Origin of the sequence: Mycobacterium zoologicum, assembly GCF_020181635.2 — a bacterium.
In the GTDB taxonomy this organism is placed as follows: domain Bacteria; phylum Actinomycetota; class Actinomycetes; order Mycobacteriales; family Mycobacteriaceae; genus Mycobacterium; species Mycobacterium zoologicum.
This window is the reverse complement of record NZ_JAYJJS010000005.1, coordinates 50,124-76,042: the sequence shown is the minus strand read 5'-3', so window position 1 is coordinate 76,042 and position 25,919 is coordinate 50,124. Positions and strand designations below refer to the sequence as shown.

Annotated in this window: 31 protein-coding genes; 17 read left to right on the top strand and 14 right to left on the bottom strand. The window is 68.2% G+C overall.

Annotated features, from left to right (window positions below):
- Nucleotides 1–54: 54 nt before the first annotated feature.
- Together K6T84_RS05850 and K6T84_RS05845 are read right to left on the bottom strand one after the other, a co-directional pair.
- Nucleotides 55–459, bottom strand: a complete 405-nt coding sequence (locus K6T84_RS05850; protein ID WP_224864286.1) for a type II toxin-antitoxin system VapC family toxin — start codon at nucleotides 457–459, stop codon at nucleotides 55–57.
- Nucleotides 444–689 (bottom strand): antitoxin VapB family protein, encoded by a 246-nt coding sequence (locus K6T84_RS05845; protein WP_225401274.1) that lies wholly within the window; start codon nucleotides 687–689, stop codon nucleotides 444–446. Before K6T84_RS05845 ends, K6T84_RS05850 begins: the two co-directional genes overlap by 16 nt.
- A gap of 135 nt (nucleotides 690–824) precedes the next feature.
- Here K6T84_RS05845 and lpdA point away from each other — a divergent pair, with 135 nt between their 5' ends.
- Nucleotides 825–2,219, top strand: a complete 1,395-nt coding sequence (gene lpdA, locus K6T84_RS05840; protein WP_225401275.1) for a dihydrolipoyl dehydrogenase — start codon at nucleotides 825–827, stop codon at nucleotides 2,217–2,219.
- Between the two features lie 23 nt (nucleotides 2,220–2,242).
- Here the strand turns inward: lpdA and K6T84_RS05835 are convergent, their stop codons facing one another.
- The 3 genes from K6T84_RS05835 to ramB are packed head-to-tail and all read right to left on the bottom strand — an operon-like array spanning nucleotide 2,243 to nucleotide 5,667.
- Nucleotides 2,243–3,697 carry a DUF92 domain-containing protein gene (locus K6T84_RS05835; RefSeq protein WP_225401276.1) on the bottom strand — a complete coding sequence of 485 codons (1,455 nt, stop codon included), beginning with the start codon at nucleotides 3,695–3,697 and terminating at the stop codon, nucleotides 2,243–2,245.
- Nucleotides 3,698–3,703: 6 nt separating this feature from the next.
- Complete coding sequence (locus K6T84_RS05830; protein WP_225401277.1) at nucleotides 3,704–4,243, bottom strand: carboxymuconolactone decarboxylase family protein; 540 nt, start codon at nucleotides 4,241–4,243, stop codon at nucleotides 3,704–3,706.
- A complete protein-coding gene (gene ramB, locus K6T84_RS05825) occupies nucleotides 4,240–5,667 on the bottom strand; it encodes an acetate metabolism transcriptional regulator RamB (protein WP_224864291.1) in 1,428 nt (475 codons plus the stop codon). Before ramB ends, K6T84_RS05830 begins: the two co-directional genes overlap by 4 nt.
- 82 nt (nucleotides 5,668–5,749) lie before the next feature.
- Between ramB and K6T84_RS05820 the strand changes: the two genes are divergently transcribed.
- The 3 genes from K6T84_RS05820 (at nucleotide 5,750) to K6T84_RS05810 (ending at nucleotide 9,091) form a co-directional block, all read left to right on the top strand.
- Nucleotides 5,750–6,568 (top strand): acyl-[acyl-carrier-protein] thioesterase, encoded by an 819-nt coding sequence (locus K6T84_RS05820; RefSeq protein WP_225401278.1) that lies wholly within the window; start codon nucleotides 5,750–5,752, stop codon nucleotides 6,566–6,568.
- 292 nt (nucleotides 6,569–6,860) lie between these two features.
- Entirely contained in the window at nucleotides 6,861–8,147 is a 1,287-nt protein-coding gene (gene aceA, locus K6T84_RS05815) for an isocitrate lyase (protein ID WP_224864293.1), read from the top strand.
- 89 nt (nucleotides 8,148–8,236) lie between these two features.
- On the top strand, nucleotides 8,237–9,091 hold the full coding sequence (locus tag K6T84_RS05810; RefSeq protein WP_225401279.1) for a 3-hydroxybutyryl-CoA dehydrogenase: 855 nt from the start codon (nucleotides 8,237–8,239) through the stop codon (nucleotides 9,089–9,091).
- A gap of 3 nt (nucleotides 9,092–9,094) precedes the next feature.
- On the opposite strand, the gene K6T84_RS05805 is transcribed toward K6T84_RS05810, so the two are convergent.
- Nucleotides 9,095–9,808 carry a TetR/AcrR family transcriptional regulator gene (locus K6T84_RS05805; protein ID WP_225401280.1) on the bottom strand — a complete coding sequence of 238 codons (714 nt, stop codon included), beginning with the start codon at nucleotides 9,806–9,808 and terminating at the stop codon, nucleotides 9,095–9,097.
- A 104-nt stretch (nucleotides 9,809–9,912) separates the two neighbouring features.
- On the opposite strand from K6T84_RS05805, the gene K6T84_RS05800 reads away from it, so the two are divergent.
- From K6T84_RS05800 to deoC, 6 genes are all read left to right on the top strand, one after another.
- Entirely contained in the window at nucleotides 9,913–11,250 is a 1,338-nt protein-coding gene (locus tag K6T84_RS05800; protein WP_408066057.1) for a DUF445 domain-containing protein, read from the top strand.
- Between the two features lie 88 nt (nucleotides 11,251–11,338).
- A complete protein-coding gene (locus K6T84_RS05795; RefSeq protein WP_224864296.1) occupies nucleotides 11,339–11,731 on the top strand; it encodes a helix-turn-helix domain-containing protein in 393 nt (130 codons plus the stop codon).
- 62 nt (nucleotides 11,732–11,793) lie between these two features.
- Nucleotides 11,794–12,387: an ATP synthase subunit B family protein gene (locus tag K6T84_RS05790; RefSeq protein WP_224864297.1), complete on the top strand. Its 594-nt coding sequence runs from the start codon at nucleotides 11,794–11,796 to the stop codon at nucleotides 12,385–12,387.
- Between the two features lie 42 nt (nucleotides 12,388–12,429).
- Complete coding sequence (locus K6T84_RS05785; RefSeq protein ID WP_224864298.1) at nucleotides 12,430–12,711, top strand: DUF2516 family protein; 282 nt, start codon at nucleotides 12,430–12,432, stop codon at nucleotides 12,709–12,711.
- Nucleotides 12,712–12,737: 26 nt separating this feature from the next.
- Complete coding sequence (locus K6T84_RS05780) at nucleotides 12,738–13,100, top strand: DUF2599 domain-containing protein (RefSeq protein WP_224865656.1); 363 nt, start codon at nucleotides 12,738–12,740, stop codon at nucleotides 13,098–13,100.
- Nucleotides 13,100–13,777, top strand: coding sequence for a deoxyribose-phosphate aldolase (gene deoC, locus K6T84_RS05775; RefSeq protein ID WP_225401281.1), 678 nt, complete (start codon nucleotides 13,100–13,102; stop codon nucleotides 13,775–13,777). The genes K6T84_RS05780 and deoC overlap by 1 nt, the downstream gene beginning before the upstream one ends.
- A gap of 10 nt (nucleotides 13,778–13,787) precedes the next feature.
- On the opposite strand, the gene K6T84_RS05770 is transcribed toward deoC, so the two are convergent.
- The 6 genes from K6T84_RS05770 to K6T84_RS05745 form a co-directional block, all read right to left on the bottom strand.
- Nucleotides 13,788–14,546: an LmeA family phospholipid-binding protein gene (locus tag K6T84_RS05770; RefSeq protein WP_225401282.1), complete on the bottom strand. Its 759-nt coding sequence runs from the start codon at nucleotides 14,544–14,546 to the stop codon at nucleotides 13,788–13,790.
- A gap of 10 nt (nucleotides 14,547–14,556) precedes the next feature.
- Nucleotides 14,557–15,450, bottom strand: a complete 894-nt coding sequence (locus tag K6T84_RS05765) for an LmeA family phospholipid-binding protein (protein WP_408066065.1) — start codon at nucleotides 15,448–15,450, stop codon at nucleotides 14,557–14,559.
- 122 nt (nucleotides 15,451–15,572) lie between these two features.
- Entirely contained in the window at nucleotides 15,573–16,388 is an 816-nt protein-coding gene (locus K6T84_RS05760) for a carbon-nitrogen hydrolase family protein (protein ID WP_224864302.1), read from the bottom strand.
- A 9-nt stretch (nucleotides 16,389–16,397) separates the two neighbouring features.
- Nucleotides 16,398–16,655 carry a Txe/YoeB family addiction module toxin gene (locus tag K6T84_RS05755; RefSeq protein WP_224864303.1) on the bottom strand — a complete coding sequence of 86 codons (258 nt, stop codon included), beginning with the start codon at nucleotides 16,653–16,655 and terminating at the stop codon, nucleotides 16,398–16,400.
- Nucleotides 16,652–16,927: a type II toxin-antitoxin system Phd/YefM family antitoxin gene (locus K6T84_RS05750; protein ID WP_225401284.1), complete on the bottom strand. Its 276-nt coding sequence runs from the start codon at nucleotides 16,925–16,927 to the stop codon at nucleotides 16,652–16,654. The genes K6T84_RS05755 and K6T84_RS05750 overlap by 4 nt, the downstream gene beginning before the upstream one ends.
- Nucleotides 16,928–17,003: 76 nt before the next feature.
- Nucleotides 17,004–17,510, bottom strand: coding sequence for a DUF2505 domain-containing protein (locus K6T84_RS05745; RefSeq protein ID WP_224864305.1), 507 nt, complete (start codon nucleotides 17,508–17,510; stop codon nucleotides 17,004–17,006).
- Between the two features lie 26 nt (nucleotides 17,511–17,536).
- Here K6T84_RS05745 and K6T84_RS05740 point away from each other — a divergent pair, with 26 nt between their 5' ends.
- Both K6T84_RS05740 and K6T84_RS05735 read left to right on the top strand, forming a co-directional pair.
- Nucleotides 17,537–18,592: a UDP-N-acetylmuramate dehydrogenase gene (locus K6T84_RS05740; protein ID WP_225401285.1), complete on the top strand. Its 1,056-nt coding sequence runs from the start codon at nucleotides 17,537–17,539 to the stop codon at nucleotides 18,590–18,592.
- Nucleotides 18,593–18,611: 19 nt separating this feature from the next.
- Nucleotides 18,612–19,955 (top strand): L,D-transpeptidase, encoded by a 1,344-nt coding sequence (locus tag K6T84_RS05735; protein WP_225401951.1) that lies wholly within the window; start codon nucleotides 18,612–18,614, stop codon nucleotides 19,953–19,955.
- On the opposite strand, the gene K6T84_RS05730 is transcribed toward K6T84_RS05735, so the two are convergent.
- Nucleotides 19,933–20,691: an SDR family oxidoreductase gene (locus K6T84_RS05730; protein ID WP_224864307.1), complete on the bottom strand. Its 759-nt coding sequence runs from the start codon at nucleotides 20,689–20,691 to the stop codon at nucleotides 19,933–19,935. The two genes, K6T84_RS05735 and K6T84_RS05730, sit on opposite strands and share 23 nt — an antisense overlap.
- Before the next feature lie 259 nt (nucleotides 20,692–20,950).
- Here K6T84_RS05730 and K6T84_RS05725 point away from each other — a divergent pair, with 259 nt between their 5' ends.
- The 4 genes from K6T84_RS05725 to K6T84_RS05710 are packed head-to-tail and all read left to right on the top strand — an operon-like array spanning nucleotide 20,951 to nucleotide 24,227.
- Complete coding sequence (locus tag K6T84_RS05725) at nucleotides 20,951–22,183, top strand: ROK family protein (RefSeq protein WP_408066064.1); 1,233 nt, start codon at nucleotides 20,951–20,953, stop codon at nucleotides 22,181–22,183.
- 21 nt (nucleotides 22,184–22,204) lie between these two features.
- Entirely contained in the window at nucleotides 22,205–23,533 is a 1,329-nt protein-coding gene (gene mshA, locus K6T84_RS05720) for a D-inositol-3-phosphate glycosyltransferase (RefSeq protein ID WP_225401286.1), read from the top strand.
- The gene (locus tag K6T84_RS05715; protein WP_225401287.1) at nucleotides 23,530–24,051 is read left to right on the top strand and encodes a type III secretion system chaperone family protein; all 522 of its coding nucleotides are present in this window, start codon (nucleotides 23,530–23,532) and stop codon (nucleotides 24,049–24,051) included. The genes mshA and K6T84_RS05715 overlap by 4 nt, the downstream gene beginning before the upstream one ends.
- 53 nt (nucleotides 24,052–24,104) lie before the next feature.
- Nucleotides 24,105–24,227, top strand: a complete 123-nt coding sequence (locus K6T84_RS05710) for a putative type II toxin-antitoxin system PemK/MazF family toxin (RefSeq protein WP_255613074.1) — start codon at nucleotides 24,105–24,107, stop codon at nucleotides 24,225–24,227.
- Here the strand turns inward: K6T84_RS05710 and K6T84_RS05705 are convergent.
- Nucleotides 24,199–24,987: a cutinase family protein gene (locus tag K6T84_RS05705; RefSeq protein ID WP_408066056.1), complete on the bottom strand. Its 789-nt coding sequence runs from the start codon at nucleotides 24,985–24,987 to the stop codon at nucleotides 24,199–24,201. The genes K6T84_RS05710 and K6T84_RS05705 overlap by 29 nt on opposite strands.
- A gap of 67 nt (nucleotides 24,988–25,054) precedes the next feature.
- Here K6T84_RS05705 and K6T84_RS05700 point away from each other — a divergent pair, with 67 nt between their 5' ends.
- Nucleotides 25,055–25,801: a phosphoglyceromutase gene (locus K6T84_RS05700; protein ID WP_225401290.1), complete on the top strand. Its 747-nt coding sequence runs from the start codon at nucleotides 25,055–25,057 to the stop codon at nucleotides 25,799–25,801.
- The last annotated feature ends 118 nt before the right edge of the window (nucleotides 25,802–25,919 follow it).

Here is a 25,919-nt window from a genome sequence, read left to right as displayed (position 1 = left end):
CCAGCCGAACGCCCTCGATCACCTGACCGCCGCATCATATGCGTAGAGCACGGATCAGCGATATTGAACGATGCCCAAGCCGCTGATGCGGTGAAAATGCACAACATTCGCGGTGACGATCGGGATACCCAGTCGCAGGCTGGTGCAGCCGATCCACAGGTCATTGGCGCCGATCAGTTCACCGCGCCGGCGCAGCTCCCGCGACACCCGGGCGTAGGTCAGTGCAGTCTGCTCGTCGATCGGCGCCAGGGTGTGCCCGTTGCGGACGGCGTTGACGACGGGGTGGTCGGGCTGGTCGAAGCCTTCAGCGAATTCGCCCAGGGCCACCGTGGACAGGAACAGTTCGGCCTCGGGCGAGCCTTTCAGCAGCCGGTGCGCCGCACCGTCGGCATCGCCGGCAGACCGCTCGCGCTGCAGGTCGATCAGGAAACTGGTGTCGACGCTCAGCCGGAGTGCCATCGGTCCTGGGGGGGTGTGTCGGCCTGCTGTGCCTCGTCGAGTCGCGCCAGCACGTCCGCATCGACCACCGGCGTTCCGGCCAGCGCGTCGAGCAGCGCCGCGGCGGTACGGGTGTCGTCACGCCAATGGGCGCGCTTGATGACCCGGGAGAACGACTCGTCAGGGGATCTACGAGCCGCCCGGAGGCGCTCGTAGGCCTCAAGGTCGACGGAGATGGTTTTCGTGGCCATAGTGCATGTATACATGCATGATGCTGTGTACGACAAGCTGTGCGGATTTGTCGGCAAAACGGCATGCCGCACCAGGTTTCCGCACACCCGACACGGGAACGCCTGCACCGTTCGGCGGCCCGATAGGGTGGGCGGGTGACCCACTATGACGTCGTAGTCCTCGGAGCCGGCCCCGGTGGTTATGTCGCGGCCATTCGTGCCGCCCAGCTGGGCTTGAACACCGCCATCATCGAACCGAAGTACTGGGGCGGGGTCTGCCTCAACGTCGGCTGTATCCCGTCGAAAGCGTTGCTGCGCAACGCCGAACTGGCGCATATCTTCAACCGCGAGGCCGACGTGTTCGGGATCAGCGGCACCGCCAGCTTCGACTACGGCGCGGCGTTCGACCGCAGCCGCAAGGTCGCCGAGGGCCGGGTCGCCGGCGTGCACTTCCTGATGAAGAAGAACAAGATCACCGAGATCCACGGCTACGGCACCTTCACCGACGCCAACACCCTCTCGGTCGCCCTCAATGACGGCGGCACCGAGACCGTCACCTTCTCCAACGCGATCATCGCCACCGGCTCCAGTACCCGGCTGGTGCCGGGAACGTCGCTGTCGGACAACGTCGTCACCTACGAACAGCTGATTCTGTCCCGCGAGCTGCCGAAATCGATCATCATCGCCGGCGCCGGCGCGATCGGCATGGAGTTCTCCTACGTGCTGTCCAACTACGGCGTCGACGTCACGGTGGTGGAGTTCCTGCCGCGGGCGCTGCCCAACGAGGACGCCGAGGTGTCCAAGGAGATCGAGAAGCAGTTCAAGAAGCTGGGCGTCAAGATCCGCACCGGCACCAAGGTGGAATCCATCACCGACGACGGCTCGACGGTGTCGGTGGTGGTCAGCAAGGACGGTGCCACCGAGACCCTGCAGGCCGACAAGGTGTTGCAGGCCATCGGTTTTGCACCCAACGTCGACGGCTACGGCCTGGAGGCGGCCGGGGTGGCGCTGACCGATCGGCGCGCCATCGGCGTCGGGGAGTACCTGCAGACCTCGCAGCCGCACATCTACGCCATCGGTGACGTCACCGGCCTGCTGCAGCTCGCCCACGTCGCCGAGGCACAGGGCGTCGTGGCCGCCGAGACCATCGCCGGTGCCGAGACCATGTCGCTGGGCGACTACCGGATGATGCCGCGTGCCACGTTCTGCCAGCCGCAGGTGGCCAGCTTCGGGCTCACCGAGGAGCAGGCCCGCGCCGAGGGTTACGACGTGAAGGTGGTCAAGTTCCCGTTCACCGCCAACGGCAAGGCGCACGGGGTGGGTGACCCGAGCGGGTTTGTGAAGCTGATCGCCGACGCCCGCTACGGCGAGCTGATCGGCGGGCACCTGGTCGGCCACGACGTCTCCGAGCTGCTGCCGGAGCTCACCCTGGCGCAGAAGTGGGATCTGACCGCGGGCGAGCTGGCCCGCAACGTGCATACCCACCCGACCATGTCCGAGGCGCTGCAGGAGTGCTTCCACGGCCTGGCCGGCCACATGATCAACTTCTGAGCCGTCGCCCCGGGGTCCGCGGGTTACGCGACCAGCCAGAAGACGGCAAACCCCACCACCATCCCGGTTACGTTGGCGCACGCGTTGACGACGTCGTTGTCCACCCACCGCCACCCCGACGACGGCTGCGTGGGCGCGCCGCAGTGCAGGCGGTCCTCCACCGTGGCGCCGCAGGAGCCGCATAGGTAGCGCGCCTCCACGCCGGCGCCGATCAGGGTGTCCACCGCCGAGCCGGCGATCCCGGCCAGCAGACCGACGGGAATCATCGCCAGCCCGCCGAACACGGCGCCGAAGCATCCCACCGCCAGCGCGCCACCCACCGTCGCCGCCGAACCCAACGGCGAGATGGCCCCTGAGGTGCCCTTGGCGACGCGGCCGCGGGTCCGCACCGACACCGGATCCTGCTTGGAGAACCGGCCGATCTCCGAGGCCCACGAGTCGGCGATGCCGGCCGCGACCCCGCCGATGGACACCGCGTACCAGAGCGGGTCACCGGTGAAGGCGTAACCGATCACCGGCACCAATACCGGAAGGCCGGCGTTCACCGCGACCTGACTCATGCTGCGCATGCCGTCGGACCGAACCGGCCGCCGATACCCGGTGAGCACACTGGTCAGCGAGAAGAACAACGCGGCCGGGATGATCCACCCCCACCCGCCGAGGCCGACGGCGACACCGGCGATCAGGCCGCCGCATAGCGCACCCGGCAGATCAAGCCAGCGCATCCGGAGCATGAACGGCACTATGGCGCAGCCGAATACGGCCGCGGCCAGCCAGCGCAATGCGTCGTCGGTGGACAGTTCCTGGGCGACATGCAGCAGCAGCGCGACCCACGGCGTGATCAGCAGGTTGTCCGCCGCCGGCAGCACCAGCAACTCGACGGCTGCGGTGGTCAGCGCGACGAAGATCGACACTGTCACCGCCATGAACGAATTCAGTTCCAGCCACACGGTGCAGAACGTCCAGGACACCGCGAACGCGATCGCCACGAACGCCACCGAACCTTCAAGTGTGCGCACCCCGCCGCCCGCGGTGACCTGGTGCCGCCCGAAGCGCTGACCGATCAGCGCCGCACCGGCGTCAGCCAGGCCCAGCACCACCACCCCGCCGGCGATGGCGACCCGGTCCGGCCAGAACGCCAGCGTCGCGAGCAGCGCCCCACCGGCGAACGCCACCAATCCGTAGTCCCGCGAACGGGTTCCGTCGAACACTCCCGGCACCGGAACCAGGCCGCGTTCCACGATGAACGCCAGCGCCAGTGTCGCCGCGGCGAGCACGCCGGCCACCACCGTGCCATTGGTCAGCTGGAAGGCGGCCACCGCCGCGAACAGCCCGCACAGCGCGTGCGGAATCTTGCGGGTCACCAACGGCCCGGCGCCGCGGCGCGCCAGCATGCGACCGACCACGATCAGCACCAGCGCGATCAGCAGCGTTCCGCCGCCGGCAATGGCGAGGTCGCGAAGAACGGATTTGGTCACGCAGCGCTACTCGTCGAAGTCCAGTGGGACCCGCAGCGCACTCAAGGTCGCGGCCAGCGCGTCGTATTGGGATGTCAGCATGACGAATTCGATCAGCCGGGGTCGGTCCAGATGCTCGGCCAGCTGCGCCCAGGTGGCATCCGAGAGGGTGCGGGTCTGCACGAGTTCGTCGATGCCGGTCAGCATGACGCGCTGGCGGTCGGTGAGCCCGGCCGCGCCGGGGCCTTCGAAGATGAGCTCCTGGGTGGCGTCGTCGATGCCGGCGGCGCGGGCCATCCGGCGATGGTGCTGCAGCTCGTACCGGCTGTCGCGCAGGTGGCCCACCCGCAAGATCACCAGTTCGGTGTCTTGGGTGGAGAGCTTGCCGCCGCGCATCAGCACACCGCCGAACGGCAGCCAGGACCACATCAGCCGCTTGTGCTGGCCCAGTGTGGTGAACAGGTGCGCACGCGGCACACGCTGGCGGGCGGCGACGACTTTGCAGACCACCCAGTTGGCGATGCCGAGGTCGCGCAGGCCGGGGGCTTCGGGGATACGTTCTGTCACTGCTGTTGCTTTACCAGATACGGCGACACCGTGCTGCGATGTTCGTTGAGATCCAGGTCGCGGCCCAGCGCCGGGAACGCCCGCTGCGGACAGTTGTCGCGTTCGCAGACCCGGCAGCCCGCCCCGATCGGGGTGGCCGGGACGTCGTGGCCGGCCTGCAGGTCGAGCCCCTCGGAGTAGACCAGGCGGTGGGCGTGCCGCAGTTCGCAACCCAGCCCGATCGCGAACGTCTTGTCGGGCTGGCCCCAGCGCGACGCCCGGCGTTCCACGGTGCGCGCCACCCACAGGTATTTTCTGCCGTCGGGCATCTCGGCGATCTGCACTTCGATCTTGCCCGGGTTGCCGAACGTCTCGTAGACGTTCCACAACGGGCAGGTACCCCCGCTGGACGAGAAGTGAAAACCGGTGGCCGACTGACGTTTTGACATGTTTCCGGCTCGGTCCACCCGGACGAAGGAGAACGGCACGCCGCGCATCGACGGCCGCTGCATGGTGGACAGCCGGTGCGCGATGGTCTCGTAGCTGACCCGGTAGAACGCCGACAGCCGCTCGATGTCGTAGCGGAACGTCTCGGCGCTGTCGTGGAACTGCCCGTAGGGCAACACGATCGCCGACGCGAAGTAGTTGGCCAGCCCCAGCCGGGCCAGCGTGCGGGAGTCCTTCGAGGTGAACTTGCCCTCTTCGACCAGGGCGGAGATCTGGTCGTCGAACTCCAGGTAGGCCAGCTCGGCGGCCATCTTGAACACCCGCTGTCCCCAGGTCAGGTGGTGACCCATGTCCAGGGTGCGGGTGGCCGCGTCGTAGCGGTGCAGCACCGTCTCGCCCAGGTCGATCCGGCGGTTGATCCGCACACCGTGCTTCTCGGTGAGCCGATTGGCCAACTCGACGGCCAGCTCGCCCTGATGCCGGCGCATCCGGGTGGCGAGTTCCTCTGCGGCGGTGTCTAATTCGTGCAGGTAGTTCTGCCGCTGATAGAAGTAATCCCGAACCTCCTCGTGCGGCATGGTGATGGCGCCGGTGCCGCTGCCGTCGGAGTAGCGTTCCTCGGTCGCCGCGGCCAGCTGCGCGGTGGTGATCCGGTAGCGACGGTGCAGGTTCACCATGGCCCGCGCCAATTTCGGGTGTGCGCTGACCAGTTCGGCCACCTCGGCCAATTCCACGTTGAGGTCCAGATCGCGATCCATGGCGACCTCGCGCAGTTCGGCGACCAGCCGGGTGTCGTCGTGGGAGGCGAAGAAGGTGGCGTCCACCCCGAACACCTCGGTGATGCGCAGCAGCACCGCCACCGTCAGCGGCCGGACGTCGTGTTCGATCTGGTTGAGGTAGCTCGGGGAGATGTCCAGCATCTGCGCCAGGGCCGCCTGGCTGAACCCGCGCTCACTGCGCAATTGACGCACTCGGGAGCCGACATAGGTCTTGGCCACCCAGCCGAGGCTACCCGCTGCGAAGGCGGTATTCGCAGTGTTGGCATGGCATGATCGCTCAGGGAAAACCAGGGGAGCGTCGATGCAGCAGACAGATGAGCCGACCGGTCTGGCCAAGGTTTTGATGCCGGTGCCGGACCCGCACCCCGACGTGTTCGACCGGCAGTGGCCGCTGCGGGTCGCCGACATCGACCGCACCGGCCGGCTGCGCTTAGACGGCGCCGCCCGCTACAGCCAGGACATCGGCCAGGATCAGCTGCGCGAGGGCGGCTACCAGGACGTTCACCCGCTGTGGATCGTGCGCCGGACGATGATCGACCTGATCGAGCCGATCGAATTCCAGGACATGCTGCGGGTCCGACGCTGGTGTTCGGGAACGTCGAGTCGCTGGTGTGAGATGCGGGTGCGCATCGACGGGAAGCGCGGTGGCGGCTTGATCGAGGCCGAGTCGTTCTGGATCAACATCAACCGGGAGACCCGGGGGCCATCGCTGCTCGTCGAGGATTTCCAGGCCGGGCTCAAGCGCACCACCAGCGTCGACCGGCTGCGCTGGAAGGCCTACCTGAAGGCCGGTGGCCGCGAAGACGCGGCGGAGATTCACCACTACCCGGTCCGCTTCACCGACATCGACCTGTTCGACCACATGAACAACTCGGTGTACTGGACCGTGGTCGAGGACTACCTGTCGAGTTACCCGGAACTGCTCAAGGCTCCGTTGCGGGTCACCTTGGAGCATGAGGCGCCGGTGGCGCTGGCGGACAAACTGGAGATCGCCTCGCACGTCCACCCGGCCGGATCGACAGATCAGTTCGGCCCCGAACTGGTCGATCGCACTGTTAGAACGCTCACATACCTGGTCGGCGACGAGGTCAAGGCGCTGGCCGCGATCTTCCCGCTGTAACACGTTCTAGTCAGTACGGGCGTACTGCTGAAAACGGCGCTGAGCTGTGCAGACTTGTTACCGATCGGTAGCTTAGCCGCCGGTTTCCATGACGGCCGCTCCGGCGTTTCTTCGCAACCTTTGCAATCCGTGTCGATGCAACTAGCGGAACTTGGCAATGGAAACGGCTGGACCTGGGCAGATGTGCTGTGCCAAGGTCGGCTTAACACACCAGTGAATCGATCGGGGTGTTAGCAAGTCCGGCAAGCTCCGGTGGTCCCCGGCCGATCGATAACGCAAAAGGAGCGCATCCATGTCGACCGTTGGCACGCCGAAGAGCGCAGAGCAGATCCAGCACGACTGGGACCACAACCCCCGGTGGAAGGGCGTCACCCGCACCTACACCCCGGCCGACGTCGTCGCGCTGCAGGGCCACGTCGTCGAGGAGAGCACGCTGGCTCGCCGCGGCGCCGAGGTGCTCTGGGAGCAGCTCCACAGCATGGACTACATCAACGCCCTGGGCGCGCTGACCGGCAACATGGCCGTCCAGCAGGTCCGGGCCGGCCTCAAGGCCATCTACCTGTCCGGGTGGCAGGTCGCCGGTGACGCCAACCTGTCCGGCCACACCTACCCCGACCAGAGCCTCTACCCGGCCAACTCGGTGCCGCAGGTGGTGCGCCGGATCAACAACGCGCTGCTGCGCGCCGACGAGATCGCCAAGGTCGAGGGCGACACCTCGGTGGACAACTGGCTGGCTCCGATCGTCGCCGACGGTGAGGCCGGCTTCGGTGGTGCGCTCAACGTCTACGAGCTGCAGAAGGCGATGATCGCCGCCGGCGTCGCCGGTTCGCACTGGGAGGACCAGCTGGCCTCGGAGAAGAAGTGTGGCCACCTGGGCGGCAAGGTGCTGATCCCGACCCAGCAGCACATCCGCACTTTGACGTCTGCCCGGCTCGCTGCTGACGTGGCCGACGTCCCGACCGTGGTGATCGCGCGCACCGACGCCGAGGCCGCGACCCTGATCACCTCCGACGTCGACGAGCGCGACCAGCCGTTCATCACCGGTGACCGGACCGCTGAGGGCTTCTACCGGGTGAAGAACGGCCTGGAGCCGTGCATCGCCCGCGCCAAGGCCTACGCCCCCTACGCCGACCTGATCTGGATGGAGACCGGCACCCCGGACCTGGAGCTGGCGCGCAAGTTCGCCGAGGGCGTCAAGAGCGAGTTCCCCGACCAGATGCTGGCCTACAACTGCTCGCCGTCGTTCAACTGGAAGCAGCACCTGGACGACGCGACCATCGCCAAGTTCCAGAACGAGCTGGGTGCCATGGGATTCAAGTTCCAGTTCATCACGCTGGCCGGCTTCCACGCCCTGAACTACTCGATGTTCGATCTGGCCCACGGCTACGCCCGCAAGCAGATGAGCGCCTACGTAGAGCTGCAGGAGCGCGAGTTCGCCGCCGAGGAGCGCGGCTACACCGCCACCAAGCACCAGCGCGAGGTCGGTGCCGGCTACTTCGACCGGATCGCCACCACCGTGGACCCGACCTCGTCGACCACCGCGCTGGCCGGTTCCACCGAAGAGGGCCAGTTCCACTAGGTCTCCGGCCGCGAGCGTGCACAGTTGTACGGTGTTTCCCACGTGGAGCCGGACAACTGTGCACGCTCGCGGCATAGAAAGGGAGTGACGTGTCGATCCAACGAGTAGGTGTGATCGGAGCCGGCCAGATGGGCGCGGGCATCGCTGAGGTGTCCGCCCGGGCCGGTGTCGACGTGAAGGTGTTCGAGACCACCGACGCACTGGTCACCGCGGGCCGGGGCCGCATCGTCAAGTCGCTCGACCGTGGCGTGAGTGCCGGCAAGATCACCGAGCGCGAGCGCGACGACGCCGTCGGCAACCTGACCTTCACCACCGATCTGGCCGATCTGGCCGACCGGCAGCTGGTGATCGAGGCCGTCATCGAAGACGACACGGTCAAGTCCAAGATCTTCGCCGAGCTGGACGCCGTGATCACCGACCCGGACGCAGTGCTGGCGTCGAACACGTCGTCCATTCCGATCATGAAGATCGCCGCCGCCACCAAGAACCCGCAGCGGGTGCTGGGCCTGCACTTCTTCAACCCCGTCCCGGTACTGCCGCTGGTCGAGCTGGTCAGCACGCTGGTCACCGACGACGCCGCTGCCGCGCGCACCGAGGAGTTCGCCAGTGCGGTGTTGGGCAAGCAGGTGGTGCGCTGTTCGGACCGCTCCGGCTTCGTGGTGAACGCCCTGCTGGTGCCCTACCTGCTCGCCGCGGTTCGCATGCTCGAGTCCGGATTCGCCACCGTCGCCGACATCGACAAGGCGATCGTCGCCGGTCTGTCGCACCCGATGGGACCGCTGCGGCTGTCCGACCTGGTCGGCCTGGACACCCTCAAGCTGATCGCGGACAAGATGTACGAAGAGTTCAAGGAGCCGCTCTACGCCGCGCCGCCACTGTTGCTGCGCATGGTCGAGGCCGGTCAGCTCGGCAAGAAGTCCGGTCGGGGCTTCTACACGTACTGACCGCTACCGGGCGTCGCGCTCCCGTCGCCACGGCAATCTCGGCGACGGGTGCGGCGCACTGTTGAACTGCTCGCGCGAACCGCCGACCTCGACGATGCCGTACAACGCGCTCCAGGCGAACATGGTCAGGTAGTCGATCAGCTCGTCGGCGGTCATCCGCGGGTTCAGTAGCCAGGAGTGGGTGGCCAGCTGCACCGCGCCGACGATCATGTAGGACCATGGCTCGGCGCCGCTGGTATCCATCCCGACCTGGCTCATCCGGATCCGCAGCATGACGGCGAGCATGCGCGCGATGATCCGCTCGGAGTCGGCGATCACCTTGCTCTTGGCCGCGGAGCTGTTGGCCATCACGAAGCGATACGGCTCGGGTTCGGATGCCACGGTGTCGACATAGACCCGGATGATCTCGCGGGTCAGGTCGAAACCGTCCAGATTCGACGACAGCGCCTTGGCCATGTTCGGGATCAGCGTGGCCTGCGTGAAGCGCATCATCACCGCGGTGGTCAGATCGTTTTTGTCGACGAAGTAGCGGTACAGCACCGTCTTGGACACGCCGATCTCACCGGCGATCTCATCCATGCTCACATACTGGCCGCGACGCCGGATCGCCTCGATGGTGCCGTCGATCAGATCATTGCGGCGCTCGACCTTGTGCTGGTGCCAGCGCCGCTTCCTACCGTCGGTTTTGGCGCCACCGGTCCTGAGCTGATCTGCCACTGTTATGGATTCCCATTCGCTAGACGCTATAGATAATACGGGCCCGTACAGCAAACTTTGTGAGCTGGTAACAGTTACCGGCGGCTGAGATAGCGGATGATGGTGTGGTGGTTCCTCGAGAGAACAACTCGAAGTGGGCGCGGGCGGCGGACACCGTTCAGTCGCTGGCGGAGTCCTTTGCCGACGCCGATCCGGTGGCCGACGCCGCGAGATTGCGCGACCTGCGCAGGATGAAAGTGGTGGCACTGAGCTTCCTGCTCGGGGCCACCGTCGTCTTCCTGGTCTGCCGCTGGGCGCAGTCCGGCGGCGGCGCCGCGACGTGGGTGGGCTACGCCGGTGCGGCCGCCGAGGCCGGCATGGTCGGTGCGTTGGCGGACTGGTTCGCGGTCACCGCGCTGTTCAAGCACCCGCTGGGCATCCCGATCCCGCACACCGCGATCATCAAACGTAAGAAGGATCAGCTCGGCGAGGGCCTGGGCACCTTCGTGCGGGAGAACTTCCTGTCGCCGCCGGTGATCGAGACCAAGCTGCGCGACGCCCAGATCGCCAGCCGGCTGGGCAAGTGGCTTTCGGAGCAGGAGCACGCCGAGCGGGTGGCCGCCGAGACCGCGACCATGCTGCGGGTGCTCGTCGAACTGTTGCGGGACGACGAGGTCGCCTATGTCATCGACCGAATGATCGTGCGGCGCATCGCTGAACCGCACTGGGGACCGCCGGTCGGTCGGATGCTGGGCACCCTGCTCGCCGAGCATCGGCAGGAGGCATTGATCCAACTGCTGGCCGACCGGGCGTTCCAGTGGTCGCTCAACGCCGGCGAAGTCATCCAGCGGGTGGTGGAGCGCGATTCACCGACGTGGTCGCCGAGGTTCGTCGACCACCTGGTGGGCGATCGCATCCACCGTGAGCTCATGGATTTCACCGACAAGGTGCGCCGCAATCCCGACCATGAACTGCGCCGCAATGCGACTCGCTTCTTGTTCGAGTTCGCCAACGACCTGCAGCACGACCCGGCGACCATTGCGAAAGCGGACTCGGTCAAGGACCAGGTGATGGCGCGCGAAGAGGTCGCCAAAGCGGCGGCGACGGCGTGGGCGACCCTGAAGCGATACGTGCTCGAAGGGGTCGACGATCCGTCGGGGGCCCTGCGGACCCGCATCGCCGCCGCGGTAGTGCAGATCGGTGAGTCACTGCGCGACGACGTTGAACTGCGCGACAAGGTGGACAACTGGATCGTGCGGGCCGCCCAACATCTGGTGGGCCATTACGGGGTGGAGATCACCGCGATCATCACCGAGACCATAGAGCGCTGGGACGCCGACGAGGCCAGCCGGCGAATCGAATTGCACGTCGGGCGCGATCTGCAGTTCATCCGGATCAACGGCACCGTGGTTGGCTCGCTGGCCGGGCTGGCCATCTACGCCATAGCTCAACTTATGTTCTGACCTGCGCTAGCAGAGTGCTTGCAAAAGTTAGCACTTGCCCTTATCGTGGTTGCTGTCAGCAAGCAACAGTCCACGGAAGGGGTCACCGGTGTCGCAGGATGACAATCTCGCCGCAGTGGTGTCCACCGCCGCGGCCGACATCGGCAGCTTCATTCGCGCCCAGCGTGAGGCTGCGCAGGTGTCCATGCGGCAGTTGGCCGACAAGGCCGGCGTCAGCAATCCCTACCTCAGCCAGATCGAGCGTGGGCTGCGCAAACCTTCCGCTGACGTCCTCAACCAGATCGCCAAGGCCCTGCGGGTCTCTGCCGAAGTGCTCTACGTGCGAGCGGGAATCCTCGAGCCCGGCGAGAAGAGCGAGGTTCGTGATGCCGTCATCTCGGACATGGCGATCACGGAACGGCAAAAGCAAGTTCTGCTCGATATCTACAACTCCTTCATCCAGCAGAACGAGGCCGACGATGAGGAGACGACAACTGACTGATCCTCATCTGCGCCTCACCGCAGTTCACACCGGAATGATCCGCAACAAGAAAGGAAGCCACCATGGCTGAGAACCCGACCATCGAAGAACTCAAGACCCCGCTGCTGGCCGCGCTCGGTGCCGCCGACCTGGCCCTGGCCACCGTGAACGACCTCGTCGCCAACCTGCGCGACCGTGCCGAGGACGCCCGCGAGGACGCCACCAGCCGGGTCGAGGAGAGCCGCGCTCGCCTGACCAAGCTGCAGGAGGAGCTGCCCGAGCAGTTCGCCGAGCTGCGTGAGCGCTTCACCGCCGACGAGCTGCGCAAGGCCGCCGAGGGCTACGTGGAGGCCGCCAGCGGTCGCTACAACGACCTGGTCGCCCGTGGCGAGGCCGCCCTGGAGCGGTTGCGCAGCCAGACCACCCTGGACGAGCAGGTTGAGGGCTACGTCGACCAGGCCGTGGAGTTGACCCAGGAAGTGCTGGGCAATGTGGCTTCGCAGACCCGCGAGGTCGGCGAGCGCGCCGCCAAGCTGGTCGGCATCGAGCTGCCCAAGAAGGAAGCCGTCGCCAAGGCCCCGGCCAAGAAGGCTCCGGCCAAGAAGGCTCCGGCCAAGGCCGCTGCCAAGAAGGCCCCGGCCAAGAAGGCTCCGGCCAAGAAGGTCACCCAGAAGTAACGCAGTTCGACGCCAGGGACGGTAGCCGCCTAGGCTTGCAACGTGATCGCTGCGAGCCTGGTGGTTATCGTCCTTGGCGTTTTAAAGATTGCCGTGTTCGCCACGGCGGTCTATGCATTCGTCCATGCGGCCATGCAACGTGCCGACGCCTACACCGCCGCCGACAAGCTGACCAAGCCGGTCTGGCTGGTGATCCTGGGCGTGTGCGGGTTGCTCGCGCTGATCTTTGATGTGATGGGTATGGCCATCGCGGCCTGCGCCGCCGGCGTCTATCTGGTCGACGTCCGGCCCAGACTGCTTGAGGTCCAGGGCAAATCCCACTAGTGCGCACGCTGTTTCTCGCCGCGGCGCTGGCAGGTGGTCTCGTGTTCGCGGCGCCGGCCACCGCCGCCGGCGACTTGGTCGACCACACCGAATGGGTGAGCTACAGCGGTCGGTCCAGCCTGCGGGTGTACCCGACCCCGGCTGCCCGGGACGCGGCCCTGCGCCTCGACGACGCCGGAGGCGAGCAGGCCTGGCGCGAAGTGCTCGCCGGTGCTCCCGAAGCAGACACCGCCGGAATGCGCGACCAATTCCTGTGTCATTGGAACTACGCCGAATTCGCCCGGCCCGGCAAGACCAGCTGGAATCTGGAGCCGTGGCGACCGGTCGTCGACGGCACGATCATGCTCGAATCCGGGTGCAATCCCGGCGCCGCAGAGGAGGCCTTCTGATGCCCGGATGGGACCGCGACCAGGTGGCCAGACTGGTCGACCACACCCTGCTCAAGCCCGAAGCGACGACCGAGCAGGTCATCGCCGTCGTCGCCGAAGGCGCCGAACTCGGCGTCGCCGCGGTGTGCGTGTCACCGTCGGTGGTGGCTGTCGCCGCGGCCGCCAATCCCGCGGGTGTCCGGATCGCCGCGGTGGCGGGCTTTCCCTCCGGCAAGCACCTGCCGGCGGTCAAAGCGCAGGAGGCGGCGCTGGCCGTGGCGGCCGGGGCTGCCGAAATAGACATGGTGATCGACGTCGGCGCAGCCCTGGCAGGCGATTTCGCCGCAGTGGGCGCCGACATCGGCACCGTACGTGCCGCAGCGCCCGATGCCGTGCTCAAGGTGATCCTGGAGTCCGCCGCGCTGCTGGACCTGGGCGGGGAGGCGACCCTGGTCGCAGCCTGTCGGGCTGCCGAGGATGCCGGCGCTGATTTCGTCAAGACCTCCACCGGATTTCACCCCAGCGGCGGGGCGAGCGTGCACGCGGTGACGCTGATGGCTGACACCGTCGGTGGGCGGCTGGGGGTCAAGGCCAGCGGCGGGATCCGCAGTGCCGCAGACGCGTTGGCGATGCTGGAGGCCGGCGCGACCCGACTCGGCTTGTCCGGAACCCGGGCGGTACTGGACGGCTTGAGTTAACCGACGCGCGTCACAGTGAGCTGAAGCACTGGCTCGACGACGATGCCGGGATGGTCGCGTTCTTCGTCGAAAACTTCACCACCACAGCCGAATCGGTGACTTCCGTGCTGTCGATGTGGATGCCCAGCGGCAGATCGTTGGTCACCTTGCCGGTGAGGCTGTCCAGGTTGCTCTGCACGGTGTCGGTGTCCAGGTCCTGGCCCAGCGCCTCCAGGTCGACGACCTGCAGATGAAGCCCGTTGTTCACGATCTGCGGTTTGACGACCGCCTTGTTGAGCAGGCCCTTGAGCTCCACGGTGCCCGCGCCCGGGTCAGTGGTGACCTTGCCGGTGACGATGCTGCCGATCACCGGGACCACATCCTGAATGGACTGCTTGATGCCGTCGGCCGGCCAGGTGATGGTGCCGTCGAGCGACCCGATGGTGCCCTTGGAATCGGCGGTCTTCTCCACGTGGACGTCGCGGATGTCCAGGTCCAGCTGCATGCCCTTGGCCTGCCGGATCTGGTTGCCCGCGGTCTGCACCGAGATGTGCGAGTAGTCACCCTGGAAGTACTGCGCCAGCACCGGCGGAGTGGTGTCGAACGACACCGCCGCGCTGTCCTCGGCCTCGCACTTGACTGCGTCGGCGACCAGGCTTTCCGCCCGGTGCCGGGCGTACATTTCGCCGCCGAACATGCCGACCAGCGTCAGCACCAGTAACACGGTCAGCCCCAACAGGATTGCCGGAACGCCGGAGAACCGATGTGCGGGAGATCCGGGAGTGCTCATCCCGTTCAGGCTACAGGTTGGCGAAGCAGGGATCGTCCGAGCGCGGGATGGAGGCGTTGTGCGTGGAGAACCGGGCCACCACACCGGTGTCGGTGACCTCGATGCTGTCCGCGCGCAGGCCGAGCGGATATTTCTTGGTCAACGCCTGAGCGAAGCGGTCCAGCTCGGGCTGCAGGGTCTCCCGCGGCAGCGTCAGGGCGCCCAGGCCGGTGAGCTTCTGCACCTGCAGTGACAGGGCGCCGTTGACCACCTCCGGCTTGACCACCACGGACGCCAGGCCGAACGCGCCGCCCAGCTCGACGGTGCCGTCGTGGGCATTGGTCCTCAGGTCCGAGACCAGGTTGCCCAGGATCGGCACCATCGACTGCACCGTCTCCTTGATGCCGGCGGCCGGCCAGGTCAGGGTAGCGTTCAGAGTGCCGATGGTGCCCTTGCTGTCACCGGTGCCGTGCAGGTCGACGTCGCTGATGCTCAGGTCGGCCTTCATCTGCTGGGCGTCTTTGACCTGGTGTCCCGCTGTGCTGATCGAGATGTTGGTGTAGTTGCCGCGGAAGTGCTGCCACAGGAACGGCGGGGCCACCCCGAAGGACACGCTGGCCTTGTCGTGCACCACGCACTCGGTCGCCTTGGCCACCTTGTTGTCGGCGATCCGTCGCGCGATCAACTCGGCCCCGATCAGACCGGCCAGCGCCAGCGCGATCACGGTGATGAGGATCAGCGCGCACGCCAACGGGTCGCGCAGCATCCCGGCCGGCCGGCGCCGGGGTGCGGGGGTCCGGATCACCGTGGTGGGCGGCTCGCCGGGCGGGGGCGCCGACGGCGGACCGGCCGGCGGCATGGGCAGCGGGCCGGTCGGGGCGCTGGGCATCCGGGTGGTGGCCGCTTCGCGACTGCCGACCGGCATCTGCCGGGTCGCCGACGCGGACGGTTCCGGGAGATTCGGCGGTGCGTGCTCGATGGGGGGTTCGGGCTGGCCTCCGGGGCGGGCCCAGGGCGACTCGCCGTGGGGAGTTCCGGGCGGATTGCTCATCCGCGCGATTCTGCCTTACCGACCTGAACGAAGTCCGCGCGATTGCTCAACACGGCCAGCGTCCGGCGGGCGGCGGCGACGGCGTCCAGGTCGAGATCGCAGACCACCAGCTCGGGTGCGGCACCGGCCGCGGCGACCACCTCACCCCACGGGGAGGCGACCACGCTGTGCCCGATGCCGGTCGGTGCGCCGGTGGAATCCGCGCCCCCGGGGTCGGCCTGACCGACGGCGGCGACATAGCTGGTCGAGTCCAGGGCCCGTGCCCGGGCCAGCAGTTCCCACTGCGACAGCTTGCCGGGTCCGGCACCCCACGAGGCGCAGACCGCGATCAGTGCTGCGCCGCGGTCGGCCAGCTCGGTGTACAGCGCCGGGAACCGGATGTCGTAGCAGGTCGACAACCCGACACCGACTCCATCGACATCGATCACCACAGGCTCGAATCCCGGTGCGACCGTGCGTGATTCGGCGAAACCGAAGGCGTCGTAGAGGTGGACTTTGTGGTAGTGCGTGTCGGTGCCGGGACCGGTCGCCAACAGGGTGTTTCGGACCCTCCCGTCGTCGGCGGGGGTGAACATTCCCGCGACGACGGTGACTCCGGCCCGCGCGGCGATCTCCCGCACGGCGGTGGCCCACGGGCCGTCGAGCGGTTCGGCGACCGGGCCCAGCGGTACCCCGAACCGGCACATGGTCGCCTCGGGGAACAGCACCAACGTCGCGCCCTGGTCGGCGGCACGCGCGGTGGCCTCGGCCACCAGTTTCAGGTTGGCGGCCGGGTCGGTGCTGCTGAGTATTTGCGCACACGCAAGACGCATTGGTCCAGATTAGTAGTGGTATCGGGCTTTCAGGATCTTGACCTCGTGATCGTCTGCCCGGTACACCAACCGATGTTCGTCGCTTATCCGCCGTGACCAGTACCCGGACAGTTCTCCCTTGAGGGGTTCCGGTTTCCCGATTCCGGTGAACGGGTCGCGCTGGATCTCGCCGATGAGCCGGGTGATCCGGCGGGCCGTCCTCCGATCGGACGCCAGCCAGAACAAGAAGTCGTCCCAGGCGTCGGGATCGATGTGGATGCTCCTCACTCCTGGCCGCCGGCCATCTCCTGGAGCTCGTCGATGGACATGGTGGGGCCGGGACTGCCGGCTTTGTCACGGGCGACGGCTGCCATGAGCCGGCGGGCATTCTCGGGCGACCGCAACAGGTAGACCGTCTCCTGCCACGAGTCGTAGTCGACGGCCGACATGAGCACCGCGTCACCTGCCCTGGAGCTGATGCGCACCGGTTCATGGTCGGTGTTGACCTGTTCGAGGAGCGGGAAGAGACGCTGACGCGCTTCGCTGGCACTGATCGTCATGAGCGCCGCACCCTCCGTCGTACCAAAATCCCGTACCAATATCGTACGATAATTCTGTACCAGAAGGGGATTCTCCCTACTCGGCCCGCGCCAGCCAAGTCGACGTGAACCGCTGCTCGGTCGTCATCAACTCGGCCAGCTGCGTGCCGATGAAGTTCTCGATCTTGCCGCCCACCAGCGGGATGTCGACCTTAACCGTCGCGGTCAGCCGGAGCTCGCAGCCGGAGCCGGCCGGCTCCAGCACCGCGTCGCCGGACAGCTTCGCCGGGGCGCCGACGATCTTGCCGGTGACCTCGGCGCGGGCCTTCCCGTCCCGGATCGGATGCCAGACCTCGTGACGGGCCGTGTCCAGGTCGCCGGGGTGGAACTGCGCGGCCAGCGCCGGCAGCTTGTCGCGATGAATCCCCTGCGTCGTGCTGATGTCGATGCTGCCGTCGGCGTTGACGGTCAGCGTATCCAGCGCGACGGTGTCGGCTCCCGAATCCGCCAGCCGGGCCAGCCAATACCGCTCGTCGGCGAATGCGGCATACACCTGCTCGACGCTGGCCTGGTAGCGCTCGGACAGCGTGAATGTACGCGGCATAGCTGGTCAGGCTACCGTTACCGGCCGTGGCCAGTTCCGAGTTCGCGGGCGCGCGTGTCGCCGAGTCCGTACCGCTGGCGCCGCTGACCACGCTGCGAGTCGGGCCGGTCGCCCGGCGGGTCATCACCTGTGTCAACACCGAACAGATCGTGGCTACGCTGGGCGAACTCGACGGCACCGATCCGACGCTGGTGCTCGCCGGCGGCTCCAACGTCGTGATCGCCGACGACCTGACCGACCTGACCGTGGTCCGCCTCGCCAGCAATGCCGTCGAGATCGACGGCAACCTGCTGCGCGCCCAGGCCGGCGCCGTCTGGGATGACGTGGTGGCTCAGGCGGTGGCCTCCGGTCTGGGTGGCCTGGAATGCCTGTCCGGCATCCCCGGCTCGGCCGGCGCCACCCCCGTGCAGAACGTCGGGGCCTATGGCGCGGAGATCGCCGACACCGTGACCAGGGTGCTGCTGTGGGACCGGCGCACCGGTGACGTGCGCTGGACGCCGGCCGCGGAGTTGAACTTCGGCTACCGCACCAGCGTGCTGAAGCACTCGGATGCCGCGGTGGTGTTGGAGGTGGAGTTCGCGCTGGATGCGGCCGGGCGCAGCGCGCCGCTGCGCTACGGCGAGTTGGCCACCGCACTCAATGCCTCCGACGGGCAGCGCGTCGACCCGGCGACGGTGCGCGCCGAGGTGCTCACGTTGCGGGCCACCAAGGGCATGGTGCTCGACACGGAAGACCACGACACCTGGAGCGTCGGCTCGTTCTTCACCAATCCGGTTGTGCCGCAGGATGTTTATGAAGCGATCGCGGATCGGTCACCTGGCTCCGTGCCGCACTGGGACGCCCCCGGCGGGGTGAAACTGGCCGCGGGCTGGCTGGTGGAGCGGGCCGGCTTCGGCAAGGGCTATCCGGGTCCGGACGCGCCGGCGAGCCTGTCCACCAAACATGCGTTGGCGCTGACCAACCGGGGCACGGCCACCAGTGCCGACGTGCTGAGGCTGGCACGCACCGTGCGCGACGGCGTGCAGGCTGCGTTCGGGATCGTGCTGCACCCCGAGCCGGTGCTGGTGGGCTGCGCCATCTGACCGCACCCCGGTAACCGACATCGCAGGTGGTCAGGCGGCTTGGCCGGTATCTTGGGATGCCGTGAACCTCAACCGGCGGCGGGCCCTGGCGGCGTTGGCTGCCGGGGTGTTGGCGCCGAGTGCGCTGGCGGGGTGTTTCCGCCGGGGCGGCCAGGGCTCCGCCGCCGCGCCGCAGCCCTCGCCCACCCTGAGTTTTCAGCCGGCTTCGGATGACGCGAACGACGTGCTGCCCACCGTGGTGGTCGGGGTCGAGGTCTCCGACGGCTGGCTCCAGCGGGTGGCGCTGACCAGCCCGTCGGGCAAGGTGCTCAGCGGAACGTTCAACCGGGAACGCACCCGCTTCACCGTCACCGAGCCGCTGGGTTACGGCGCCGTCTACACCTGGAGCGGGTCGGTGGTGGGCCACGACGGTAAGGCGGTGCCGGTGGAGGGCAAGGTCACCACCGTCACCCCGACGGCCGTCATCGACGGCGGCTTCCAGCTGGCCGACGGGCAGACCGTCGGCGTCGCCGCCCCGGTGATCCTGCAGTTCAGCGGGCCGATCAGCGACAAGGCCGCCGTGGAGCGGGCCTTGACCATCACCACCGAGCCGGCGGTCGAGGGCAGCTGGGCCTGGCTGCCCGACGAGGTGCAGGGCGCCCGGGTGCACTGGCGGAGCCGCGACTACTTCCCGGCCGGCGCCACCGTCAGCGTCGCCGCCAAGCTGTACGGCCTGGCGGTCGGCGACGGGGCCTACGGCGCCCAGGACATGTCCCTGGACTTCCAGATCGGGCGCCGCCAGGTGGTCAAGGCCGAAGTTTCCTCGCACCGCATCCAGGTGATCCGCGACGAGGGGGTGATCATGGACTTCCCGTGCAGCTACGGCCAGGCCGACAAGGCCCGCAACATCACCCGCAACGGCGTGCACGTGGTCACCGAGAAGTACGCCGACTTCTACATGTCCAACCCGGCCGCCGGCTACAGCAACATCCACGAGCGCTGGGCGGTGCGGATCTCCAACAACGGCGAGTTCATTCACGCCAACCCGAACAGTGCCAGCGCGCAGGGCAACACCAACGTCACCAACGGCTGCATCAATCTGTCCACCGGCGACGCCGAGCAGTACTTCTACAGCGCGATCTACGGTGACCCGGTCGAAGTGACCGGCAGCTCCATCCAGCTGTCCTACTCCGACGGCGACATCTGGGACTGGGCGGTGGACTGGGACACCTGGGTGTCCATGTCGGCGTTGAAGGAGGATTCGTCGGCTCCGGAGAGGGCCTCGCTGCCCAGCGTGGCGCCGGCCACTCCGACCGATGCGCCGACGCTGTCCGGGACGCCCACGACGACGACCCCGGCGCCTAGTCCTGCACCTGGCGGCTAGCCCGCGTCGCGCTCGCCTGATCCCGCGGGCGGATCACGATCTGGTCCAGGTCGACGTGCGGGGGCCGGGACGCCACGAAACCGATCACCTCGGCGATGTCGGCTGCGGTCAGCGGGGTCAGTCCGTCGTACACCGCGTCGGCGCGTTCCCGGTCACCGTCGAACCGCACCAGGGAGAATTCGGTGTCCACCATGCCCGGCGCAATCTCGGTGAGCCGCACCGGTTTTCCCAGCAGCTCGCCGCGCAGTGTGCGGTGCAGTGCGCTCTGGGCGTGCTTGGCCGAGGTGTAGCCGGCGCCGCCGTCGTAGATCTCGAAGGCCGCGATCGAGGTCACGGTGACCACCAGGCCGTCGCCGGAGGCCACCAATTTGGGCAGCAGTGCCCGGGTCACCTGCAGCGTGCCAAGCACATTGGTCTCCCACATCCACCGCCAGTGCTCGAGGTCCGCGGCATCGACGTTCGCCAGGCCCTTGGCCCCACCGGCGTTGTTGACCAGAACATGCACCGGACCGGGGCAGGCCTGTGCCAGCGCGTCGACGGCGGCCGGGTCGGTGACGTCGGCTACCACCGGGGTGCCGCCGATGTCCGTTGCCAGTGCCGCGATCCGGTCTGCGCGACGGGCCGCGACGACGACGTGAAAGCCTTGTGCGGCAAGGGTTCTGGCGGTCGCCTCGCCGATGCCTGAGCTGGCGCCGGTGACGACTGCGGTGCGCTGTTCTGGCGCAGTTGTGATCATCGACCCAACATTAGTGACTGTGCTACATTGCTGGGTTATGTACCGCAGTGCCCGCAATCTGATGGCGGTCCGTCTGGCCGCCGACGGCGCGTGTTGTCGCCACGCATGTTGCTGCGCCTGACCCGCTACGAATAACTCCTTCGAGTGTCCGCGGGTCGCAGGTGGAGCCCAGCCCCCATCCGGATTCTGCAGACTAGGACGGCACAGCGTGCGTACCACTTCTCTCAGCGGCCACTCCACCCCGCACCGCTACGGCGCGCTGCGCTCGCATCCCCGCGTCCTGCCGCCGTCGCTGCACCTGCCCGACACCGCCGGTGCCGCGGTGTTCGCCGCGGTGCGCCAACACGGCCCCATCGCCCGCGAGGCCATCGCCGGCGCCACCTCCCTGAGCGTGGCCACCGTCAACCGTCAGGTCAGCGCCCTACTGGAGGCGGGACTGCTGCTGGAGCGGGCCGATCTGGCCACCTCAGGCGCGATCGGACGCCCTCGCCGTCCGGTGGTGGTCAACCACGAGCCGTTCCTGGCCCTGGGTCTGCACATCGGCGCCAAGACCACCAGCATCGTGGCCACCGACGTGCTCGGCCGCACCCTGGACGTCGTCGAGACCCCGACCCCGGCCAACGGGGCCGCGCCGGCGCTGGCCGCGCTGGCCGGTAGTGCCCGCCGGTACCTGACCCGGTGGCAGAAGCGCCGGCCGCTGTGGGTCGGGGTCGCCATCGGTGGGGCCGTCGACGGCGGTACCGGCATGGTCGACCACCCGCGGCTGGGCTGGACGTCGGCACCGGTCGGCCCGGTGCTGGCCGAGGAACTCGGGCTGCCGGTGTCGGTGGCCTCCCACGTGGACGCGATGGCCGGCGCCGAACTGCTGCTCGGGGGACGCCGGTCGTCGGTCAACGACGCCACCAGCCTCTACGTCTACGCGCGCGAGACCGTCGGCTATGCCCTGGTGATCGGCGGGCGGGTGCACAGCCCCGCCAGCGGTCCGGGCACCATCGCCGGGCTGCCGGCCGCCTCGGAGCTGCTCGGCGGGACCGGACAGCTGGAATCCACCGTCAGCGACGAGGCGGTGCTGGCGGCCGCCCGTCGGATGCGCGTCCTGCCGGCGAGCGGCGGAGCGCCCTCGGCGGCAGTCACGGGCCTGGTGCGGGCGGCTCGCGGTGGCGACGAGCGGGCGACATCGTTGCTCACCGAACGCGCTCGGGTTCTCGGTGAGGCCGTGGCCCTGCTGCGTGACGTCCTCAACCCCGATGACCTGGTGGTCGGCGGCCAGGGATTCACCGATTACCCGGAGGGCATGGCCGAGGTGGAGCGCGCGTTCGCGCAGCGATCGGTGCTGGCCGGGCGCAGCATCCGGGTCAGCGCCTTCGGCAACCGGGTGCAGGAGGCCGGCGCCGGAACGGTGTCGCTGGGCGGGCTGTACGCCGACCCGGTCGGTGCCATGCGCCGCTCCCGCGGGTCGCTCTCCCGAGCGGTCCCGGAAGCCTTGGCCTGACCGGGCTGTAAAGATGGCGAGGTGAGCCAGGGCTTGGGATCCGACGTGCGCCGGGTGGCGGTGCTGTCGGTGCACACCTCTCCGCTGGCCCAGCCGGGCACCGGCGACGCCGGTGGAATGAACGTCTACGTGCTGCAGAGCGCGTTGCACCTGGCGCGCCGCGGGGTGGCGGTGGAGATCTTCACCCGGGCCACGTCGTCGGCCGATCCGCCGGTGCAGCACGTGGCGCCCGGGGTGCTGGTGCGCAATGTGGTGGCCGGCCCGTTCGAGGGCCTGGACAAGAACGACCTGCCCACCCAGCTCTGCGCGTTCGCGGCCGGGGTGCTGCGCGCCGAGGCCGCCCACGAGCCGGGCTACTACGATGTCGTGCACTCGCATTACTGGCTGTCTGGTCAGGTCGGCTGGCTGGCCGCCGACCGGTGGGCGGTGCCGCTGGTACACACCGCGCACACGCTGGCCGGGGTGAAGAACGCCGCGCTGGCAGCCGGAGACACCCCCGAACCGCCGTTGCGCGCCGTCGGTGAGCAGCAGGTGGTGGACGCGGCGAACCGGCTGGTGGTCAACACCGACGACGAAGCGCGCCAGCTGGTCGCCCTGCACGACGCGGACCCGCGGCGCATCGACGTCGCGCATCCCGGGGTGGACCTGGAGGTCTTCCGTCCCGGCGACCAGCAGCAGGCCCGCGCTGTGCTGGGGCTGGCGCCCGACGAGCCGATTGTGGCGTTCGTGGGCCGCATCCAGCCGCTGAAGGCACCCGATGTGCTGCTGCGCGCGGCCGCCGAGCTGCCCGGGGTACGCGTGGTGGTGGCCGGCGGTCCGTCGGGCAGCAGCGGGCTGGCCGAACCGGGTTGCCTGGTACGGCTGGCCGCCGAACTGGGAATCAGTGACCGGGTGACGTTCCTGCCCCCGCAGTCCCGAGAGGAGCTGGCCGGGCTGTTCCGGGCGGCCGACCTGGTGGCGGTGCCCAGCTACTCCGAATCGTTCGGTCTGGTCGCTTTGGAGGCGCAGGCCTGCGGGACGCCGGTGGTCGCCGCGGCCGTCGGCGGGCTGCCGGTGGCGGTGCGTGACGGCGTCACCGGGGGCCTGGTCGACGGGCATGACATCGACGCGTGGGCCGCCGCCATCGGCGAGCTGCTGCGCCTGGGTTCCGGACCGCGCGGATGGGCGATGCGCCGGGCCGCGGTCAGCCACGCCGCGAGCTTCTCCTGGGAGCGCACCGTGGACGCCCAGCTGGCCAGCTACACCAGCGCCATCGAGGACTTCGCCGCGGCGCGCGGGGAGCGGATGCGGGTGCTCGGGTCGGCGCGCCGGCCCCGGCGGTGGCCGTCGCGTCGCGGGGTCCGGGCGTGAACCGCAGCGACGTCCGGAAGCTCATCGAGGACACCCTGGACGCGGCCGAGCTGACCTATTCGCCGTTCCCGGGCGCCCACGGCGGCCTGCCGGGACTGGTGGTGGAGCTGCCCGGCGAACGCAAGCTCAAGACCAACACCATCCTCAGCGTGGGGGAGCACTCGGTGCGAGTCGAGGCGTTCGTCTGTCGCAAGCCCGACGAGAACGACGCCGGGGTCTACCGGTACCTGCTGCGGCGCAACCGCCGGCTCTACGGGGTGGCCTACACCCTGGACAACGTCGGCGACATCTATCTGGTGGGCCGGATGTCGCTGGCCTCGGTGACCGCCGACGAGCTCGACCGGGTGCTCGGGCAGGTGCTCGAAGCCGTCGACTTCGACTTCAACACGTTGCTGGAGTTGGGGTTTGCCACCTCGATCCAGAAGGAATGGGAGTGGCGGGTGTCCACCGGGCAGTCGCTGAAGAACCTGCGGGCGTTCGAGCATTTGATCGACCGTGACGGTGATGATGCAGGTTGAGGTGCTTTTGTTCGCGGCAACGGAATGGGTGGACTGCTCAGGCCAGTTTCGCCATGGTGGACAAGATCACGACGGTCCGACGATCAAACCTAGGGATTCGGATCGGTCGCGTTTCGACCACATTGATGGCAGAGATCGAGCGCTCCCTCATGGTGTTTCTGGGTTTGGGAGCCTGACGCCGCCCACGTCGTCGCTCCTATGCCAGCCGTGCAGACTGATACCCCGACTCGCGTCGGCTGCGATCCTGCCGGTGGCGAATTTCGCGGCGGTCACAGCCATGCCGTTGGTCGGATAATCCATGTGCCCGAACGGAATACCGTCGCCGCCGTTGCAGACGGTGTCGTTCTGGGCGCAGAACTCGCGGGTCTGGGACGCATACAGTGGGCCGACCACGACCGGCGGCGCGTCGTAGCGGCGGATGAACGCCGCCGAGGGCTTGCCGAACAGCACCACCGCCGCGACGTGATCGGCCACCACGTCGGGCACCGGCTCGGGTAGGTCCGGCACCAACTCGGCCGGGACTCCGGCCGGAACCGATGACATGGTCGCGTAGCCGGTGACGGCCGCTCCCTGGGAATAGCCGCCCAGCACCATCTCGGTGTCCGGGCAGTCCAGCGTCGTCCACATCAGGTGGTTGGCCTCGTCGCGGATCCCGGCGATGGCGCTGCGCTCGAATTCGAGGCCGTTGGACAAACCGCTGACCGCCGCGTAGTTGACCGGATACACCGCCATCGACCGGCCGGGCAGGTCGTCGCGCAGCGCGTCGACGAAGGCCTGACCGACCTTGCCGACACCGGGCGGCTCGTCGCTGCCACGAGCGAATACCACCTCGACGTCAGCGCACGGCTTGGCCGCTGCAGTCGGGGGCCCAACCAGTGGCACCCCCGAGAGCGCCAGCAGTGCGGCGGCGAAAAGTCGGGCTAGATGCACAAGCACACCCCCGATCCCGAATCGGACCTTCCTTCGACGGTAACCCCTTGGCGCCCATGAGACACTGACCCGCATGTCTGAGACTGCCACTCTGGTGCTGCTGCGCCACGGCGAAAGCGAATGGAACGCCAGCAACCAGTTCACCGGCTGGATGGACGTCAACCTGACCGACAAGGGCCGTGCCGAGGCTGTGCGTGCCGGGCAGCTGCTGGTGGAGCACGACCTGCTGCCGGACGTGCTCTACACCTCGCTGCTGCGCCGCGCGATCACCACCGCGAACCTGGCGCTGGACGCCGCCGACCGGCATTGGATCCCGGTGCACCGCACTTGGCGGCTCAACGAACGCCACTACGGCGCACTGCAGGGCCTGGACAAGGCCGCGACGAAGGCGCGCTACGGCGACGACCAGTTCATGACGTGGCGGCGCAGCTATGACACCCCGCCGCCGCCGATCGAGGCCGGCAGCCGCTACAGCCAGGACGCCGACCCCCGCTACGCCGACATCGGCGGCGGCCCGCTGACCGAGTGCCTGGCCGACGTGGTGGACCGTTTCCTGCCGTACTTCACCGACGTCGTCGTCCCGGATCTGCGCTGCGGCAAGACCGTGATAATTGCCGCGCACGGCAACTCGCTGCGGGCCCTGGTGAAGTACCTCGACGGCATGTCCGACGACGACGTCGTCGGCCTGAACATCCCGACCGGCATCCCGCTGCGCTACGACCTGCGCAACCTGCGCCCGACCGTCCCCGGCGGCGTCTACCTGGACCCGGAGGCCGCGGCCGCCGGGGCCGCGGCGGTGGCCAACCAGGGCGCCAAGTAGCCGATCGGCCCACTCAGGGTGAATTCCGGGTGGATCCCCGGTGAAATCTTCGTCGTGAATTCACGTTCGGCGCACGTCAGGGTCGAATGCTGGTCAGATGAGCGGGCCGGACTGCGTA

Bases quoted from the DNA above. Each gene is read 5' to 3' on its own strand.
- K6T84_RS05850 (WP_224864286.1), bottom strand. From the start codon at position 459: ATGGCACTCCGGCTGAGCGTCGACACCAGTTTCCTGATCGACCTGCAG.
- K6T84_RS05845 (WP_225401274.1), bottom strand. From the start codon at position 689: ATGGCCACGAAAACCATCTCCGTCGACCTTGAGGCCTACGAGCGCCTC.
- K6T84_RS05820 (WP_225401278.1), top strand. From the start codon at position 5,750: ATGCAGCAGACAGATGAGCCGACCGGTCTGGCCAAGGTTTTGATGCCG.
- aceA (WP_224864293.1), top strand. From the start codon at position 6,861: ATGTCGACCGTTGGCACGCCGAAGAGCGCAGAGCAGATCCAGCACGAC.
- K6T84_RS05790 (WP_224864297.1), top strand. From the start codon at position 11,794: ATGGCTGAGAACCCGACCATCGAAGAACTCAAGACCCCGCTGCTGGCC.
- deoC (WP_225401281.1), top strand. From the start codon at position 13,100: ATGCCCGGATGGGACCGCGACCAGGTGGCCAGACTGGTCGACCACACC.
- K6T84_RS05770 (WP_225401282.1), bottom strand. From the start codon at position 14,546: ATGAGCACTCCCGGATCTCCCGCACATCGGTTCTCCGGCGTTCCGGCA.
- K6T84_RS05765 (WP_408066065.1), bottom strand. From the start codon at position 15,450: ATGCCGGTCGGCAGTCGCGAAGCGGCCACCACCCGGATGCCCAGCGCC.
- K6T84_RS05760 (WP_224864302.1), bottom strand. From the start codon at position 16,388: ATGCGTCTTGCGTGTGCGCAAATACTCAGCAGCACCGACCCGGCCGCC.
- K6T84_RS05750 (WP_225401284.1), bottom strand. From the start codon at position 16,927: ATGACGATCAGTGCCAGCGAAGCGCGTCAGCGTCTCTTCCCGCTCCTC.
- K6T84_RS05745 (WP_224864305.1), bottom strand. From the start codon at position 17,510: ATGCCGCGTACATTCACGCTGTCCGAGCGCTACCAGGCCAGCGTCGAG.
- K6T84_RS05730 (WP_224864307.1), bottom strand. From the start codon at position 20,691: ATGATCACAACTGCGCCAGAACAGCGCACCGCAGTCGTCACCGGCGCC.
- K6T84_RS05710 (WP_255613074.1), top strand. From the start codon at position 24,105: ATGGTGGACAAGATCACGACGGTCCGACGATCAAACCTAGGGATTCGG.
- K6T84_RS05700 (WP_225401290.1), top strand. From the start codon at position 25,055: ATGTCTGAGACTGCCACTCTGGTGCTGCTGCGCCACGGCGAAAGCGAA.